The 18269-nt window shown below is 33.7% G+C and carries 16 protein-coding genes; 2 read left to right on the top strand and 14 right to left on the bottom strand.

Annotated elements, in window-relative coordinates:
* Window positions 1–199: 199 nt before the first annotated feature.
* From ACZM4J_RS04285 to tgt, 11 genes are all read right to left on the bottom strand, one after another.
* Window positions 200–1477, bottom strand: coding sequence for a glutamate-5-semialdehyde dehydrogenase (locus ACZM4J_RS04285; RefSeq protein WP_022164997.1), 1278 nt, complete (start codon window positions 1475–1477; stop codon window positions 200–202).
* Between the two features lie 34 nt (window positions 1478–1511).
* On the bottom strand, window positions 1512–2675 hold the full coding sequence (locus ACZM4J_RS04280; RefSeq protein WP_022164998.1) for a DNA/RNA non-specific endonuclease: 1164 nt from the start codon (window positions 2673–2675) through the stop codon (window positions 1512–1514).
* Window positions 2656–3066, bottom strand: a complete 411-nt coding sequence (locus ACZM4J_RS04275) for a hypothetical protein (RefSeq protein ID WP_022164999.1) — start codon at window positions 3064–3066, stop codon at window positions 2656–2658. The genes ACZM4J_RS04280 and ACZM4J_RS04275 overlap by 20 nt, the downstream gene beginning before the upstream one ends.
* A 117-nt stretch (window positions 3067–3183) precedes the next feature.
* Window positions 3184–4095: a mechanosensitive ion channel family protein gene (locus ACZM4J_RS04270; RefSeq protein WP_022165000.1), complete on the bottom strand. Its 912-nt coding sequence runs from the start codon at window positions 4093–4095 to the stop codon at window positions 3184–3186.
* A 115-nt stretch (window positions 4096–4210) separates the two neighbouring features.
* On the bottom strand, window positions 4211–5374 hold the full coding sequence (locus tag ACZM4J_RS04265) for a phosphoglycerate dehydrogenase (protein ID WP_022165001.1): 1164 nt from the start codon (window positions 5372–5374) through the stop codon (window positions 4211–4213).
* An 85-nt stretch (window positions 5375–5459) separates the two neighbouring features.
* Window positions 5460–6542 (bottom strand): 3-phosphoserine/phosphohydroxythreonine transaminase, encoded by a 1083-nt coding sequence (gene serC / locus ACZM4J_RS04260; protein WP_022165002.1) that lies wholly within the window; start codon window positions 6540–6542, stop codon window positions 5460–5462.
* A gap of 104 nt (window positions 6543–6646) precedes the next feature.
* A complete protein-coding gene (ilvB, locus tag ACZM4J_RS04255; RefSeq protein ID WP_302689978.1) occupies window positions 6647–8338 on the bottom strand; it encodes a biosynthetic-type acetolactate synthase large subunit in 1692 nt (563 codons plus the stop codon).
* An 18-nt stretch (window positions 8339–8356) separates the two neighbouring features.
* On the bottom strand, window positions 8357–10024 hold the full coding sequence (gene ilvD, locus ACZM4J_RS04250) for a dihydroxy-acid dehydratase (protein WP_022165004.1): 1668 nt from the start codon (window positions 10022–10024) through the stop codon (window positions 8357–8359).
* Between the two features lie 30 nt (window positions 10025–10054).
* Window positions 10055–11137 carry a 3-isopropylmalate dehydrogenase gene (gene leuB, locus ACZM4J_RS04245; protein WP_022165005.1) on the bottom strand — a complete coding sequence of 361 codons (1083 nt, stop codon included), beginning with the start codon at window positions 11135–11137 and terminating at the stop codon, window positions 10055–10057.
* Between the two features lie 521 nt (window positions 11138–11658).
* Window positions 11659–11961, bottom strand: a complete 303-nt coding sequence (yajC, locus tag ACZM4J_RS04240) for a preprotein translocase subunit YajC (RefSeq protein ID WP_022165006.1) — start codon at window positions 11959–11961, stop codon at window positions 11659–11661.
* Window positions 11962–12003: 42 nt separating this feature from the next.
* Window positions 12004–13140, bottom strand: a complete 1137-nt coding sequence (gene tgt / locus ACZM4J_RS04235) for a tRNA guanosine(34) transglycosylase Tgt (RefSeq protein ID WP_489485659.1) — start codon at window positions 13138–13140, stop codon at window positions 12004–12006.
* 151 nt (window positions 13141–13291) lie between these two features.
* Here tgt and aroC point away from each other — a divergent pair, with 151 nt between their 5' ends.
* Window positions 13292–14389, top strand: coding sequence for a chorismate synthase (gene aroC, locus ACZM4J_RS04230; RefSeq protein ID WP_412334810.1), 1098 nt, complete (start codon window positions 13292–13294; stop codon window positions 14387–14389).
* A 53-nt stretch (window positions 14390–14442) separates the two neighbouring features.
* On the opposite strand, the gene ACZM4J_RS04225 is transcribed toward aroC, so the two are convergent.
* From ACZM4J_RS04225 to ACZM4J_RS04215, 3 genes are all read right to left on the bottom strand, one after another.
* On the bottom strand, window positions 14443–14859 hold the full coding sequence (locus ACZM4J_RS04225) for a putative ABC transporter permease (RefSeq protein WP_022165009.1): 417 nt from the start codon (window positions 14857–14859) through the stop codon (window positions 14443–14445).
* A gap of 120 nt (window positions 14860–14979) precedes the next feature.
* On the bottom strand, window positions 14980–16221 hold the full coding sequence (gene glyA, locus ACZM4J_RS04220) for a serine hydroxymethyltransferase (protein ID WP_022165010.1): 1242 nt from the start codon (window positions 16219–16221) through the stop codon (window positions 14980–14982).
* 140 nt (window positions 16222–16361) lie between these two features.
* Complete coding sequence (locus ACZM4J_RS04215; protein WP_022165011.1) at window positions 16362–17276, bottom strand: hypothetical protein; 915 nt, start codon at window positions 17274–17276, stop codon at window positions 16362–16364.
* Window positions 17277–17446: 170 nt separating this feature from the next.
* Between ACZM4J_RS04215 and ACZM4J_RS04210 the strand changes: the two genes are divergently transcribed.
* On the top strand, window positions 17447–18205 hold the full coding sequence (locus ACZM4J_RS04210) for a hypothetical protein (RefSeq protein WP_302689983.1): 759 nt from the start codon (window positions 17447–17449) through the stop codon (window positions 18203–18205).
* Window positions 18206–18269: the final 64 nt, after the last annotated feature.

Genomic DNA, 18269 nt, shown 5'->3' with positions numbered 1-18269 from the left:
TTAAAACTATTAATAATGATTTTTAAATAAGTTATTAAAAAGGTTATAAAAAAGGTTGTTTAAATAAAGTGATAACTGTAAAAAACAGTTCACCTAAAAGTTTAAACAACCTTTTTTATTATGTTATTTATAAGCTTATTGCTTTTAGAATTTCTCTTATGCATTTTCAAATTATTTTTTATGGAATTCCTGCTATATCTTATAAGTCTTTAAAATGGAACTGTCTCTTTCCTTTTGCATAATCATCAACAACATTTCCATTTCCAAATAATTTGTACTTGTAACTTACAAGACCTTCCAATCCAACAGGACCTCTTGCATGAATTTTACTTGTGCTGATTCCAACTTCAGCACCAAATCCATATCTATAACCATCAGCAAATCTTGTTGAACAGTTCTGATAAACTCCGGCAGAATCCACGTATCTCATAAATTCATTTGCAGTTTCACTGTTTTCTGTAATGATACAGTCTGTGTGATGGGAGCCAAAATAATTAATATGTTCAATGGCTTCATCTAATGAATTAATAACCTTTGCTGATACTATGTAATCCAAGTATTCTTTTCTGTTGTCTTCTTCTGTTCCCTGATTGCAACCTGTTAATTTGACGATTTCTTCTGTGCCTCGTAATTCAACATTGTTTTCTTTTAATGCTTCATAAAGCTTTGGTACAAATTCGTCAACTATATCTTTGTGAATCAATAATGTTTCTACAGAATTGCACGCTGAAACATACTGAGTTTTCGCATCTATTATAATTGGAATGGCTTTCTTAAAATCTGCCTCTTTATCTACATAAATATGACAAATTCCATCTGCATGTCCCATTACAGGAATTTTTGTATTATTCATAATATACTGCACAAAAGCATTAGAACCTCTAGGAATAAGCAAATCTACAGATTCGTTGCATGTTAAAAGGTCTGTAATTTCTGATCTTGCTTCTAACTGAAGCATGCAGTTTTCAGGCATACCTGACTTTATAACAGCCTCGTAAATTATGTTAAACAACACTCTGTTGCTGTTCATTGTTTCACTACCACCCTTTAAAATAACGCAGTTTCCACTTTTTATGCAAAGGGATGAAATCTGTATTAAGGCATCAGGTCTAGCCTCAAAAATAACGCCAATTACACCTATAGGACAGGTTTCTCTATAAAGAGTCAAGCCCTCATCTAACTGTCTGTGCATATCCTGTTTAAACAAAGGATCTTCCAGTTTAACTAAGTCTTCAATGCCTGCAATTACATCTCTTAATTTTGTTTCATCAAACTTTAGTCGCTTAATAATAGGTGCTGCAACCTTATCAATTTCAGCCTGTTTTAAGTCCATTGCGTTTGCTTCAAAAATTTCCTGTTGTCTTGCCTTTAATTGTTTTACTACTTCCAGCAACGCCTTATTTCTGGCTTCTTCACTTGTTCCTGCCATTTTAGGCGAAGCCAATTTGACTGCCTTTGCCTCTTCCTTTATATTCATTCTCAACTCCTAACTTGCAATAAATGCATTATATTTAAGGATTACATATTTTACATGGATCATAGCCCTGATTTATAACATCTTCTCTTGTACCTGTATATATACCCTTATTTGACTCACTCATTCGCTTAACACTGCTACATGATGGTAAATGGAATTTGTGAGTATTCATATTTAAAACATATTCAACTTTTCCACTGCTTGATGTGGATTTCTTTGAACCTGATGTACCTGAATTTTTATTTCCAATATTATTTGAATATTTCTTATTATTTTCATTGTCTTCTGTGTTAGAATATTTACCTGTTGATTTGCTATCACCTGTTTTGTAAGTGATACTTACTCCAGGCTGTGCATTGTAACAATACACATTAAATTCAATGCCTGCACCTGAATCCTCAACAGAGTAACCTTCCATCAAGACACCACGTGCAACAAGTTCAGAACCGCTAAATATAGGTGTCACTCTATACATTACGTGATTGTTTGTTTCCTTCACATAGTCGGCTACCATATTTTCAAAAGGTAACATACCGTCAACATTCAAATATCTTGTTCCCGTAATCAGATTTCTTTCGTTGGCATTTTCACCTGTTAATTGATAGCCAATTAAATGACATCTGTTATACAAATATTTTCCGTCAACAAAAGAATATTTTATTGTATGCCAACCTGTAGGTCTTACAGAACCAATTGCACCACGCTTCTGTGTGGGCATAATGTCTCTACCAACTGAAGCAACTGCCACGCCACATCTACCAAGAGAATCTAATGAAGAATATAACTCAAAGGATTTTTTTGTTATTTCCTTCTTGGTAAAATATGGTTTGTTGTTATTTATAACTGTGTAAGCCTTGCCTTTAAATTTGAGACTTTTTACATTTATATTTTTATAGCTAGTCTTTTTGACAGTTATGCTCTTTTTATTAGTTGATGTTTTATTCTTACTACTTTTACTTTTGCCACTTTTATTCTTACTTTTGCTACTATTGTTTGTTTTATTTTTTGCTTTTGTATTTTGGGTACTAACATTTTCAATATTCTTTGCTACAAATTTTGTTGTCTGTTTTGTTGTAGCTACTGTTGTTTCTGCTTTATCATTGTAATTTGGGTCTGTTTCATTAACCGCCCCCAAAACAACAAAACATATAAACAGTGTAATTAGAATCTTTTTTAATTTACTTTTTGATTGTTTCATTTCTCTCATATACCTCTTTTACAATCTTATCATGAGAATATCCCTGAAACTCCAGTGTACTAACAAGCTTATATTGTCTTAATGGCAGCTTGTAGTCAGCCGGATAAACTTTATCCCATCTGTATACAACAACTTTTTTTGCCTTCAAAATATCAACAATTTGATTTTCAATAAAACAATACTCATTGTCTGACACCTGATTAAAATAATCTTCAGAAATCTGAATATTTGCCGGTGTATTTTCAAATAATTCCTTTGAATATTCGTTAATATATAATGTGTTATTTTCTACCATGTGCACAATGTCTCTAATAACATATCTGTCCTTACTCTGTCTTCTTTCATTAAAGAACATACCGTTATTTTCATCTAAACATACTATTGCTATCATATAAATCCACCCCTTATCCTAGTTTTAAATTATCCCTACTAACTATATTTTAAATAATTTTCAGTTTAAATTCTTTATGTTATATCATTATTCAATCTAATTTACTATTTACAAAACTTACATATTGTCAGCATTATTGTCATTTTTATTATTTATATGAACTTCTAACTGATTATATGGAATTTCTATATTATTCTTTTCAAGCTCAGCTTTTATATTTTCTATTAAATAAAAATATGCATCCCAGTAATCATCGGGTTTTACCCAGGCTCTTGTTTCCATATCTATACCGCTGTCAGCGAGTTTCATTACAACTACATTGTTTTCTCGTTCTTTATCAACATATTTGCAATTTCTTATAACATCCATAACTATTTTTTTTGCATTATTTATGTCGCTGTCATAATGAATTGAAAACTTAACATCAACACGTTTTCCGTTTTCATTTGAGTAATTTATAATCACTTTTTTTGCCACGTCGCCATTTGGGCATTTAATTATGGTATTATCAAACTTCACAATTGTTGTATAAATAATATCCACCTTTTTTACTATACCTTCATGACCTTCAATTACAACATAATCTCCCACTTTAAAAGGTCTTGTAAGAAGTAATAAAACACCACCTGCAAAATTTGATAAGCTGCCCTGCAATGCCAAACCAATTGCAACACCGGCACTACCTAATACTGTTATAAATGATGTTGTCTCAATTCCAAGTTCTGAACAAATTACAATGAATACAATAAAATATCCTGTTATTTTAATTATTGAATCGACAAATTTTACTACTGCTTCGTCTGCACTTGTTCTGCCGATAATTTTTTTAAAAAGTTTACGCAATAATTTTATAATTATTTTTCCAATAATAAAGATTATTACAGCATTTATAATATTTATTCCTAAACTTATCATTTTAGATGAAAATCCATCAAATAACTTTGAAAGCTCTGAAACTTTTTCAGCGCTATTCTCACTTACTTTTTCACTTATTTCTTCTCCAATATCTGTTGCTAAAAAAAAGTTCATATTACTCTCCATTTTCAGATTATTTCACTCAAATTTTCGTATAACCTTAATATATAAAAAAGAGACTATTCTAATCAATAGTCTCTTTTTTAGTATATAACCTAATTGATTAGTTCTACTTTACTACTCTAACCTTAATTACGCCATCTACAGCATTTAATTTTTCAATTAAAGTATCTGTTGCACTATGGTCTAAATCAATGATTGCGTAAGCAAAATCACCCTTTGACTTATCTACCATGTCTGCAACGTTCACTCCTTCAGCAGCAATTGTTGATGAAAGCTGTCCAATCATGTTTGGTATGTTCTTATGACAAACTGTAACACGACTTGTCTTATCACATACACCTAATGTTGCTGCAGGATAGTTTACTGAATTTTTAATATTTCCGTTTTCAACAAAATCAACGATTTCTTCTACTGCCATAATTGCACAGTTATCTTCTGATTCTGCTGTTGAAGCTCCAAGATGCGGTGTAGCAATAACACCATCTACGTTAGCTAACTTTGGATTAGGGAAATCAGTTACATATCTCTTAACCTTTCCGCTGCTAAGTGCTTCAACAATATCATCATCACAAACTAATAAATCTCTTGCAAAGTTTAAGATTACAACACCATCTTTCATCATGGCAATTGTATCTTTGTTAATCATTTCCTTTGTATCATCTAAAAGTGGTGTGTGAACTGTAATGTAATCACATTCTCTGAAGATTTCTTCTCTTGTCTTAACTACATTAACGGCTCTCTTTAAGCTTAAAGCTCCTTCTACTGAAAGATATGGATCTGTACCATACACTTCCATTCCCATTGATACGGCTGTATTTGCAACTAATCTACCAATTGCTCCTAAACCGATAATACCAAGTTTCTTTCCCTTGATTTCGTTTCCTGCAAAGTTCTTCTTAGCCTTTTCCATATCTTTGCTAATATTTGCATTTTCCTTGTTGTCAACAACCCATCTGTTTCCACCGATGATGTCTCTTGAACCAAGAAGTAAACCACACATTACTAATTCTTTAACACCATTTGCATTTGCGCCAGGTGTGTTAAATACAACAATACCATTTTCAGCACACTTATCAAGGGGAATATTATTTACACCTGCACCGGCTCTTGCTACTGCTAATAAGCTTGCTGGTAAATCTAAGTCATGCATTGCAGCACTTCTTACAAGTGCCACATCTGCCTCATTAAAATCATCTACGATTTCATAGTTATCATTTAATTTGTTAAGTCCTAATTTTGAAATAGGATTTAAGCAATTTACTTTTGTCATTTTTTATGTACCTCCATAAATGTTTTTAATAAGATATTATTTTAAATATTTTAAATTATTTGTAATAACTCTTATTAAACGTAAATTAAGCATTTTCCTTTTCGAATTTTTCCATAAATTCTACTAAGGCCTTAACACCTTCAATTGGCATAGCATTGTAAATACTTGCTCTCATACCACCAACTGTTCTGTGTCCTTTTAAGTTTTCAAGACCGGCAGCCTTAGCTTCTGCAACAAATTTTGCATCTAATTCTTCATCACCTGTAACGAACGGTACGTTCATAAGTGATCTGTCTTCTTTTACAACAGTTCCCTTAAACAACTTGCTGTTATCTAAGAAGTCATAAAGAATCTTAGCTTTTTCTTCATTGTGCTTCTTCATTGCATCGAGTCCGCCCATCTTCTTAATCCACTTAAATACTTTTCCACAAATATAAATTCCATAGCATGGAGGTGTATTGTAAAGTGAACCTGCATCTGCCTGTGTTTTCCAAGCAAGCATTGTTGGTACTGTGCTGTCAACTTCTTCAGGAATTAAATCTTCTCTAACGATAGCAATTACAACACCTGCAGGACCAACATTCTTCTGAACACCACCGTAAATTACTCCGTATTTTTCTACGTCAACTGGTTCTGATAAGAAACATGAAGATACGTCAGCAACTAAAGTATGTCCTTTTGTATTTGGTAATGTATGATATTTTGTACCATAAATTGTATTGTTTTCACAAATGTATACATAATCAACATCATCATCAATATCTAAATCACTGCAATCAGGAATATAAGAGAAAGTCTTATCTGCTGATGATGCAACTCTCTGTACTTCAACATACTTTTCTGCTTCCTGAGCAGCTTTCTTTGCCCACTGTCCTGTAATAATGTAGGCAGCTTTTCCATTCTTCTTTAAGTTCATTGGTACAGCTGCAAACTGCTGTGAAGCTCCACCCTGAAGGAACAATACCTTGTAATTATCAGGAATGTTCATTAAATCTCTAATATCCTGTTCTGCTTCATCAATAATCTGTTGGAAAGCTTTTGAACGATGGCTCATTTCCATTACGCTCATTCCTGTTCCTCTATAATCAAGCATCTCTTCCGCTGCTTCTTTTAATACTTCTTCCGGTAACACTGCCGGACCTGCTGAGAAATTATATACTCTAGCCATTTCTAATCATACCTCCATATATCTTCTATCTTTTTGGGACTAATTCATTATCATAAAATAACCCCTATAACATTATAATTAAAGTCAGTAATTAACTGGCAATATTAACAATCATATCCTAATTCTGCTAAATCTTCTTCTGAGAAAGCTTCACTAATAGCTGTATTAGCAGGAACCATTGGGAATACCTTGTCGTCCTGATCAATCTGAGCATCAATTACGCAAGGGATATTCATTTCAATTGCGTCTTTAAGAGCTGCTTCAAATTCTTCTACAGTTGTAACTCTATATGCTTTTGCTCCCATACCTTCAGCGATTTTAACAAAATCAACTGCATCATTTAATACAGTGTTTGAATATCTCTTTCCATAGAACAATGTCTGCCACTGTCTAACCATACCAAGTACATGGTTGTTAATTACAATCTGAATAATTGGTATATTGTATCTTGTTGCAGTTGCAATTTCATTCATGTTCATTCTAAAGCAACCGTCACCTGCGATATTTACGCAAATCTTATCTTTGTTGCCCATCTTGGCACCGATACAGGCTCCAACACCATATCCCATTGTTCCAAGTCCACCTGATGTAATAAGCTGTCTTGATTTCTTATATTTATAGAACTGTGCAGCCCACATCTGATGCTGTCCTACGTCTGTTGTTACAATTGCATCACCCTTTGTAATATTGTAAAGTGAATCAATTACTGCAGGACCTGTTAATTTTGACTTATCTAAGTCTAATGGATACTGCTCCTTTAATTCTTCAATATGAGCCATCCACTGACTGTTGTCTTTCTTTTCAACTTTCTTGTTAAGTCTTAATAATACTTCTTTAATATCACCAATAATACTTGCGTCAGCCTTGATGTTTTTATTAATTTCTGATGGGTCAACATCAATATGTACAATGTTTGCATTCTTTGCAAATTCTTTTGCATTACCGATAACTCTGTCACTGAATCTTGCACCTAATACAATAAGTAAATCTGATTCTGTAACACCGAAGTTTGATGCCTTTGTACCATGCATACCAATCATACCTGTGTATCTCTTGTTTGTACCATCAAAAGCACCTTTACCCATAAGTGAATCACATACAGGTGCATCAACTAATTCTGCAAACTCTCTTACTTCCTTGTCCGCTTCTGAAATAACAGCACCACCACCAACTAAGATAAATGGCTTTTCTGATGCCTTAATCATATCTGCAACAGTATTAAGGTCATCTTCTGTAATACTGTCTGAATATCTCTTAATTTCTTCAGGTTCTTTACTTGTAAATTCAATCTTATTAGCTGTAACGTCCTTTGTAATATCTACTAAAACAGGACCAGGTCTGCCACTTTTTGCAATCTTGAAAGCCTTTCTAAGTGTTGGGGCTAAATTTTCGATTTCTTTCACAATAAAATTATGTTTTGTAATAGGCATTGTAGCTCCAACAATATCAATTTCCTGGAATGAATCTTTTCCTAAACCTGACTTTGCAACGTTGGCTGTAATTGCAACAAGTGGTACTGAATCCATATATGCTGTGGCAATACCTGTAACAAGGTTTGTTGCTCCAGGTCCTGATGTTGCCATACAAACTCCAACTTTTCCTGTTGAACGTGCATATCCGTCAGCTGCATGAGCAGCTCCCTGTTCATGTGAAACAAGGATATGTGTAATATCATCTGAATTCTTGTATAATTCATCATAAATATTCAAAATTGTTCCACCAGGGTATCCGAATACTGTGTCAACACCCTGTTCTTTTAAACATTCAATAACTATTTGTGAACCGTTTAATATCATAGTGTTTCCCTCTTTCCCTTATTTATTTATTTCTAATATAGCTCCTCTGTTACCTGATGTAACCATTGAAGCGTATCTTGCTAAATAACCTGTTGTAACCTTTGGTGTTCTAGGTTTCCAAGCTTCTTTTCTCTTTGCCATTTCTTCATCTGACACATCAATGTGTAATGTCATTTCAGGAATGCTAATCTTAATAATATCGCCTTCTTCAACTAAAGCAATAGGTCCGCCTACTGCAGCTTCAGGAGATACATGACCAATTGAAGCTCCTCTTGAAGCACCTGAGAATCTACCATCTGTTATAAGGGCTACTGTTTCGCCAAGTCCCATGCCTGCTATTGCTGATGTAGGGTTAAGCATTTCTCTCATACCAGGACCACCCTTTGGTCCTTCATATCTAATTACAACAACATCACCGGGAACAATCTTACCGCCCTTAATTGCTGCAATGGCATCTTCTTCACAGTCAAATACTCTTGCAGGACCTTCATGTACCATCATTGATTCTGCTACTGCTGAACGCTTTACAACTGAACCGTCAGGTGCAAGATTTCCTTTAAGCACTGCAAGACCACCTGTCTTACTATATGGGTTATCTGTTGGTCTGATAACTTCAGGATTTCTGTTTACGCAACCCTTAATATTCTCCCCAATAGTCTTTCCTGTTACTGTTATACAGTCTTCATTTAATAAGCCAAGTTCACTTAACTCATTCATTACTGCATATACGCCACCAGCTTCATTTAAATCTTCCATGTATGTAGGACCTGCCGGTGCTAAATGACATAAGTTAGGTGTCTTTTCACTAATTTCATTTGCAAACGAAATATCGAAATCAAATCCAACTTCATGTGCAATAGCTGGTAAATGAAGCATACTGTTTGTTGAACAGCCAAGTGCCATATCAACTGTTAATGCATTGAGAATTGCATCCTTTGTTATAATATCTCTTGGTCTTATATTCTTTCTGTATAAATCCATTACAGCCATACCTGCATGTTTTGCAAGTTTGATTCTTTCAGAGTAAACAGCCGGGATTGTACCATTTCCTTTAAGTCCCATACCTAATGCTTCTGTCAAACAGTTCATTGAGTTTGCTGTGTACATACCTGAACATGAACCACATGTTGGACAAACCTTTTCTTCAAATTCTCTAACATCATCTAATGTCATCTTACCTGCTGCATTTGCACCAACTGCTTCAAACATTGATGATAAACTTCTCTTTCTACCATGTACATGACCTGCAAGCATTGGACCACCTGATACGAAAACAGTTGGTACATTAACTCTTGCTGCTGCCATTAAAAGTCCCGGTACATTCTTATCGCAGTTTGGAATCATAACTAAAGCATCAAACTGATGTGCCAAAGCCATACATTCTGTTGAATCTGCTATTAAATCTCTTGTTACTAATGAATATTTCATTCCTTCATGTCCCATTGCGATACCATCACATACTGCAATAGCAGGGAACATAATTGGTGTACCACCTGCCATGGCTACACCCATCTTTACTGCCTGTGCAATCTTGTCCAGGTTCATGTGTCCCGGAACAATTTCGTTATATGAACAAACAATACCAACTAATGGTTTTGCAAGTTCTTCTTCAGTCATCCCAAGAGCATTAAATAATGATCTGTGAGGTGCCTGCTGTATACCTGATTTTACTGCATCACTCTTCATAATAATAACCTCCGTCAATATAAATATGTATTATATACGTTTTGCTATTTCATCACCCATTTCCTTACAACCAACTAATGTCATTCCTTCTGACATAATATCAATTGTACGAATGTTATCCTCTAGAACCTTCTGAACTGCTGCTTCTACAGCATCAGCTTCTTTATCTAAATCAAATGAATATCTAAGCATCATGGCTGCTGATAAAATTGTAGCAATAGGATTTGCCTTATTCTGTCCTGCAATATCAGGAGCTGCACCATGACTTGGTTCATACATACCAAACTTATCTTCTCTAAGAGATGCTGATGAAAGCATACCAATTGAACCTGTTACCATACTTGCTTCATCTGATAAAATATCACCAAACATATTTTCAGTTACTACAACGTCAAACTGTGCAGGATCTTTTACAAGCTGCATTGCGCAATTATCAACAAGCATATGTGTAAGAGTAACTTCAGGATAATCCTTTGCTACTTCATTTACAACCTTGTCCCATAATCTTGAACTGTCTAAAACATTTGACTTGTCAACGCTGATTACGCTCTTACGTCTCTTCATTGCTATTTCAAATGCCTTAATTGCAATTCTTCTGATTTCATTTTCGTTATATGTTAATGTATCTGTTGCTGTAAGGACTCCGTTAACTTCCTCTGTCTTTCTTTCTCCAAAGTAAAGACCACCTGTTAACTCTCTTACAATAATCATGTCAAATCCAGCATCTGCCACTGATTCTTTAAGTGGACATGCATCCTTTAACTCCTTGTAAAGATATGCAGGTCTGAGATTTGCAAAAAGATTTAATCCTTTTCTAATTGCAAGAAGTCCAGCTTCCGGTCTAAGATTAGGTGGTAATTCATACCAACTGTCTTTACCAACTACACCTCCTACGGCTCCTAATAACACAGCATCATTTGACTTTGCTGTTTCAAGTGCCTCATCAGTAAGTGGAACGCCATGTTTATCAATGGAAATACCGCCCATGTCCACTTCTGTGTAGTTAAAGCTGTGTCCAAATTTATTACCGACGACGTCAAGCACTTTTCTTGCCTCTGCTACGATTTCAGGGCCAATTCCGTCACCGGGAATAACTGCAACGTTAAAATTCATTGTAATTCCTTCTTTCTATCTAGTTTAAATTAATATGCTATAAAAGATATACCGTGCCATATTAACTCGTAAAATTATACCTTAAAATCCGTCATATTTCAACCATACATATATAATGTATTTCTTGATTATATTTAACATAAGAAAACTGTCACAATAATTTTTACGATTACTGTGACAGTTATTTTAAACATTATATTTAATTATATTTCTTATTCTTAATCACTCCAAATACTTCTGCAGCCCCTGCAACAGCAGACATAGCTATTCCTGCAACAATTCCTTTCCATGTTTATCAGCAATGAATTTAACATTAAGCAATTTTAATGGAGATAGCTGGTCTCTGTTGCATTTCCATTTTTGTCTTTTACTTCCACCTTGATTTTATCAGAAACATTTTTCATTTCGTGCGAGTGTGCATCCATAGCGGAACGTTTTTTTATTACAGAAAAAAGCCTTCAGTGGCATCACTACCACCAAAGGCTTTTTAATCACAACATCTATATAAAATAAAATGTCTCTTAAGCGTTTGCTTTTTCAATGTCAACAATTGCTGTTTTCTGCATTGGTATACGACAGTTCTTGTTTCCACCAAATTCTACAATAACAGTATCTTCAGTTACATCAATAACCATGCCATAGAAACCACTTGTTGTAAGAATACTATCTCCAATTTCTACGCTTTCCATTAATGCCTTCTGTTTCTTTTCCTGCTTCTTCTGTGGCTTAATAGCTAAGAAATACATAAATCCAATAATGATTACTACATATACTACTATGATAACCCAGCTTCCGCCTGCACTAGCTGCTGCTAATAAATTCATTATAAATCCTCCTCATAATATGTTTTTGATACAAAGATGTATCTATTTTTTGTCATTTTCTTTGAAACCTTCCAGTTTTTTTGCTTTATATTCTGCAAAATTTCCTGCCTCTATGGCATATCTGATTTCCTCCATCATTGTATTATAAAAATACAAATTATGCAATACACATAAACGCATACCAAGCATTTCTTTTGCCTTTAACAAATGTCTTATGTACGCTCTGCTGTGATATTTGCATGCAGGACACTGACAGCCTTCTTCAATAGGTGATGGATCTGTTTCATATTTTGCATTAAATAAATTTAACTTACCCTTATTTGTGTAAACATGACCATGACGACCGTTTCTTGCAGGATATACACAGTCAAAGAAATCCACACCTCTTTCCACTGCTTCCAAAATATTTGAAGGTGTACCAACACCCATTAAATAAATTGGCTTGTCCTTTGGAAGATGTGGTTCAACACTTTCGATAATTCTATACATTTCTTCATGCGTTTCACCTACTGCAAGTCCACCAATTGCATAACCGTCCAAGTCTAATTCTGAAATCTTTTTAGCATGTTCAATACGAATATCATCGTAGATTCCACCCTGATTAATACCAAATAACATTTGATTTTTGTTAATTGTATCTTCTAAAGTGTTAAGTCTGTCCATTTCTACTTTACATCTTTTAAGCCATCTTGTTGTTCTGTCAACAGAATTCTGCATATATTCTCTTGATGCCACACTTGATGGACATTCATCAAAGGCCATTGCAATTGTTGATGCTAAGTTTGACTGAATCTGCATACTTTCTTCAGGTCCCATAAAAATCTTACGTCCATCTATATGAGATCTAAAATGTACGCCTTCTTCTTTAATACTTCTAAGACCTGCAAGTGAAAATACCTGAAATCCACCTGAATCTGTAAGAATAGGTTTGTTCCAATTCATAAATTTATGAATTCCACCCATTTTCTTTACAACCAAATCTCCCGGTCTTACATGTAAATGATATGTGTTTGATAATTCAACCTGTGTTTTTATCTGATATAAATCTTCTGCGGCTACCGCTCCTTTAATAGCTGCCGCTGTTCCAACATTCATAAACACCGGTGTCTGAATAGTGCCATGAACTGTTGTAAATTCTCCTCTTTTGGCATTGCCATCTTTTGCTAATACTTTAAACATAATTAACCTCATTTTTTTACAAACTTTATTAATTATATTATTTATGACAATTTAAAGCAAGAATATATTTTATTATTTTACTTATATTAATTTGATATTATTTTATTTCCTTGTTATAATTGGACAAGAATTTAACAAAAGGGAGACTATTATGGCTGGTTCAACATACGGAAATATATTTAAAATCAGTACCTGGGGCGAATCTCATGGCAAAGCTTTGGGGGTTGTTGTAGATGGATGCCCTGCAGGTATTAATTTATGTGAAGAGGATATTCAGAAGTTTTTAAATAGAAGAAAACCAGGTCAGTCAAAATTCACTACACAGCGTAATGAAGATGACAAGGTTGAAATTTTATCAGGAGTATTTAACGGAAAAACTACCGGTACTCCTATTTCCATGATTGTAAAAAACAAAGATCATCATTCAGCGGACTATACTGACATTGCTTCATACTACAGACCGGGTCATGCGGATTTTACTTTTGACGAAAAATATGGTTTTAGAGATTACAGAGGTGGTGGCCGTTCTTCAGGAAGAGAAACTATCGGTCGAGTAGCTGCCGGAGCTATTGCATCAAAGATTCTTGAATCTCTTGGCATTGAAATTACAACATATTCAAAATCTATTGGTAATGTGGAAATTGACTATAGTAAATTCAAAAAAGATGAAATTCCAAATAATCCAATGTACATGCCGGATAATGATGCCGCAGCAAAAGCTGCCGAATTATTAAAAGAAAAAATGGAAGAAAAGGATTCTGTTGGTGGCATAATTGAATGTTTAGTTGATGGCATGCCTGCAGGTGTTGGAGAAACTGTATTTGACAAATTAGATGCAAATCTTGCAAAAGCTGTTATGTCAATTGGCGCCATTAAAGGTATTGAGTTCGGTGACGGTTTTAAAGTTGCAGAACTAACAGGTTCAACAGATAATGATGGTTTTAAAATTGAAAATGACACTATAGAAAAAACTTCAAACCATGCAGGTGGTATTCTTGGTGGTATGAGCGATGGTTCACAAATTGTTTTACGCGCAGCAGTTAAACCTACTCCTTCTATTGCAAGAAGTCAGGATACAATTAACAAAGCCGGTGAAAACATCAGCATCAACATAAAAGGTCGTCACGATCCTATTATTGTACCTAGAGCTGTAGTCGTTGTAGAATCCATGGTTGCTGTTACTTTAGTGGATATGCTATTTACTAATATGACAGCTAGAATTGACAAGATTGTTGATTTTTATAAGTAAATTTTACAAATACTTCAATTTAAAATATTTAAGAGATAGTGAACTTAGTTTTACTATCTCTTATTTTTTGACTCTTTATTTAATACATTTTCATAAAATAGACCAACTATAAACCATATTGGTGCATAATCAAGTCTAATTACTCCTTTAATATTATATTTACACTTGCTATAATCCCAAGGACACTTAAACGCTTTTTTTAACATACAGCCACTTATAAATTCTGCACTAAATATCCCCAGTGTATACAGTAGCCCACGCTCGGTTCTTTTTACATGATGTTTTTTCAATTTAAAACTGATGGGCTTAATTATTGATGCCATGCCATAAATTGGAAACATCCATATAGATGTATGCCCCATTAGTCGGTAATCTTTTTTTCTGAAGCTATGAATTGATGTGAAAACAACTTCCATGCACCAACCAATAATTCCACATTTTAAAAAATTATAAAATATATTTTTCTTCATATAGTTAATTATTTCCAACTAATTAATATCTATACAAAAAAGAAACTGCAAAGAATTTCTTCACAGTTTCCTTTTCACAAATTATTTGATTTTTACCTTCTTAGGTTTTGACCAGGCTTTTTATTCATATAAAGGATATTTGTCTGTTAATCCCTTTACTTTTGCTTTTACAGCTTCACAATTGCCCTGTGGATCTTCTGCTATCATTGCCATGCATTCAGCAATAACATCCATATCTTCTGTGTTTAAGCCTCTTGTTGTTACGGCAGGTGTACCAATTCTTACACCGCTTGTAATACCAGGTTTCTGTGGATCATTTGGAATTGCATTTTTGTTACATGTAATATTTGCTGCATCAAGTGCAATTTCAAATTCTTTACCTGTTATATTTTTGCTTCTTAAATCTACTAACATAAGATGATTATCTGTACCACCTGATACAAGATCAAATCCTCTGTCTGTAAGTCCTTTTGCTAAAGCCTGTGCGTTATCCACAATGTTCTTTGCGTATGCCTTAAAATCATCTGATAATGCTTCTTTAAAACATACAGCCTTTCCTGCTATAACATGCATTAATGGACCACCCTGAATTCCAGGGAATACTGCTTTGTTTAATTTGTGTTCTAAAGCAAATTCTTCACTTGAAAGAATAAGACCCCCTCTAGGTCCTCTTAATGTTTTATGTGTTGTAGTTGTTGTAACATGTGCGTATGGAATTGGACTCATATGCTGTCCACCTGCCACAAGACCTGCGATATGTGCCATATCTACCATAAGATATGCACCAACTTCGTCAGCAATTTCTCTAAACTTCTTAAAGTCAATCTTTCTTGCATAAGCACTTGCACCTGCTACAATTAATTTTGGCTTGTTTTCAACAGCTATTTTTCTTACCTGATCATAATCTATATAACCGTCTTCATTTACACCATAAGATACAATGTTAAAATATGTTCCTGAAATATTAACCTTTGAACCATGTGTTAAATGTCCACCTGCATCAAGACTCATTCCCATTACTGTATCTCCCGGTTTAACTAAAGCAAAAAATACAGCTAAGTTTGCCTGTGCTCCTGAATGTGGCTGAACATTTGCGTATGTACATCCAAACAATTCCTTTGCTCTGTCAATTGCTAACTGTTCTACAACGTCTACATATTCACATCCACCATAATATCTTTTTCCAGGATATCCTTCTGCATACTTATTTGTAAGATGACTACCCATAGCAGCCATAACGCCTTTACTTACTAAATTCTCAGATGCAATAAGTTCAAGATGAGAACGCTGTCTTCCCATTTCGTCTGCCATTGCAGCATAAATTTCCGCATCTGCATTTTTTACTTCATCAAATGAAAACATATATCTACCTCCTAATGTCCTTAAGACCGGCTGCATCTTTCGATGCAGCTTTAATCTTATATTACTTTACCATAATACAGTGTATTTTAAAATTATTTTTTTAGAATTTGTAGTAATTTGTTAAAAAAATAACTATTTTCTTAATCTTTTTCGTCTTCTTCATCTACAAAATCTTCTTTTGGTCTTTTATCATCACATGGATTCTTGATTTGTAATTTACAGTCATTATAACAGCATTTCTCTTTTTCTTTCTTTAGTCTGCCCTCACATTTTGGTGGTGCAAGTTCTAATGGTTTTATTTCTTTTGACAAAAGTCCACTTTCAACGAATTTAATGCATGCGTTTTCTGAATTGTCTCTTAAATTTACCTTTACAGGTTTTGACTTGCCAATATAGGGTATTTCATATACTTCATAGTATAGAGTTCTGACAAATAAAGAAAGTCCTGCTGAAAATACACCTGTCACTTCATCAAAGTTTATGGCTTTAGCTGTTCCGCTTAAGTTTACTCCATTTACTACAGCATTATTATTCTCATACATACCAACAATGTTAAAATAATAATCTCCACCCTCGTTTATGCCAACACCGTAAGGTGCAAACAACTCAAAGGTTACATTTGAAGGATTTGTTTTTTCGCTATAATAATCGTAATCTGTACTTGTTGTGCTACCTGGTAAATAATTTACTGTAATTGTAGTTGAACCTAAATATTTATGGCACTTGTCGTATAATTTGATCTTTAAAGTAACTGAAATATTAGTTAAGGTAATTTTGAAACAATTTGGTCTCAATGAGTCATCTATTGTAGATACTGCATCATCTGTGTCTGCTAAGTCAATATTTATTACATCAACGGAAACACATTCTGTAGTTGGAAAATTAGCTAATACATCTGCCGGAATAGTTACTTCCCTACAAACATTCACTCCCACTTCATCATACACAACCGGTGCGTATATTGATAGAAATTCAGGCATTCCACAAATAGCATCATTACAAACATCTCTGCGACATCCACATTTGTGCTCACAACAACATTTTTCTTTTTCCATGTTTATCTCCTTTTTTAGTCTTTCTCTATATATTTTATGCGTTTCATTTTTTATTGTTCTAAAAAACAAAGCTAATAAATATATATACAATAATGGGATTCACCTGTATTTTAATTACATCTGTGTACTAACCTTTAATCATACTAATATTTCAAAAAAGGAGTAATTCATTGTATAAAATTTTAGCATTTGAAAACGGACAACCAATTATTTTGTACATAGAAAACGAAAAAGTTTATATGTATACTGCGGCAAGAGGGAAAATTATTCCAAAAGGACTTTTATTTAATGATGTTGGAAGAGATTTTGACGTTTTTTCCTGTAATAAGCAATATGTGTATTATATTTCTACTGATAATAAAATGAAACTTGCGGTTTTAAACAGGGACAGATTTACGGAATTTTTGTCTATCCCCCTAGGGGACTCTTCACATCAAATGGAAATAGTAAATATTTCACCTTTAATGTGCCAAAACGAGCTTTATATTTTCTACTGTAATCACAATAAAAGTAATAATAAGTATGAAATTTATTATATATTATCAAGTTGTCCTGAAAAAAGTTGTCTCATAAAACGTAATGTTTCCACCAACAAGGGCTTCGATGTTTTTAAGGCTAATGAAAAAATAGGTATTGTTCTAAATGACAGTTATTACTACTTAAGTACTGAGAAAAAATTAGTAAGTACCGACACTTCTCATAAGGACAAAGAAAAAATCAATACTTTAACTGAAAACATTAATTATTTAAAATCAGTTATATCAGAAAAAAGCGACTGCTTAATTGATGTGCAAAATCTTTTGTCAGAAAAAGAAAACGAAATTCAAAATTTGAAAGAAACTCAGGAAAATATAGTGAAACAGTATAATGAGCTTGCTGAATATGCCGGCAAGCTTCAGGATGAGCTTAGAAAATTTCGCTATATGTAATAAAATATGCATACATAGTGGGACCTCATTCATATACTAAGAAATTTCGAATTAAATTATTATT

It is taken from the genome of Eubacterium sp. (assembly GCF_057858645.1).
This window is presented reverse-complemented; position numbering and strand designations above follow the sequence as displayed.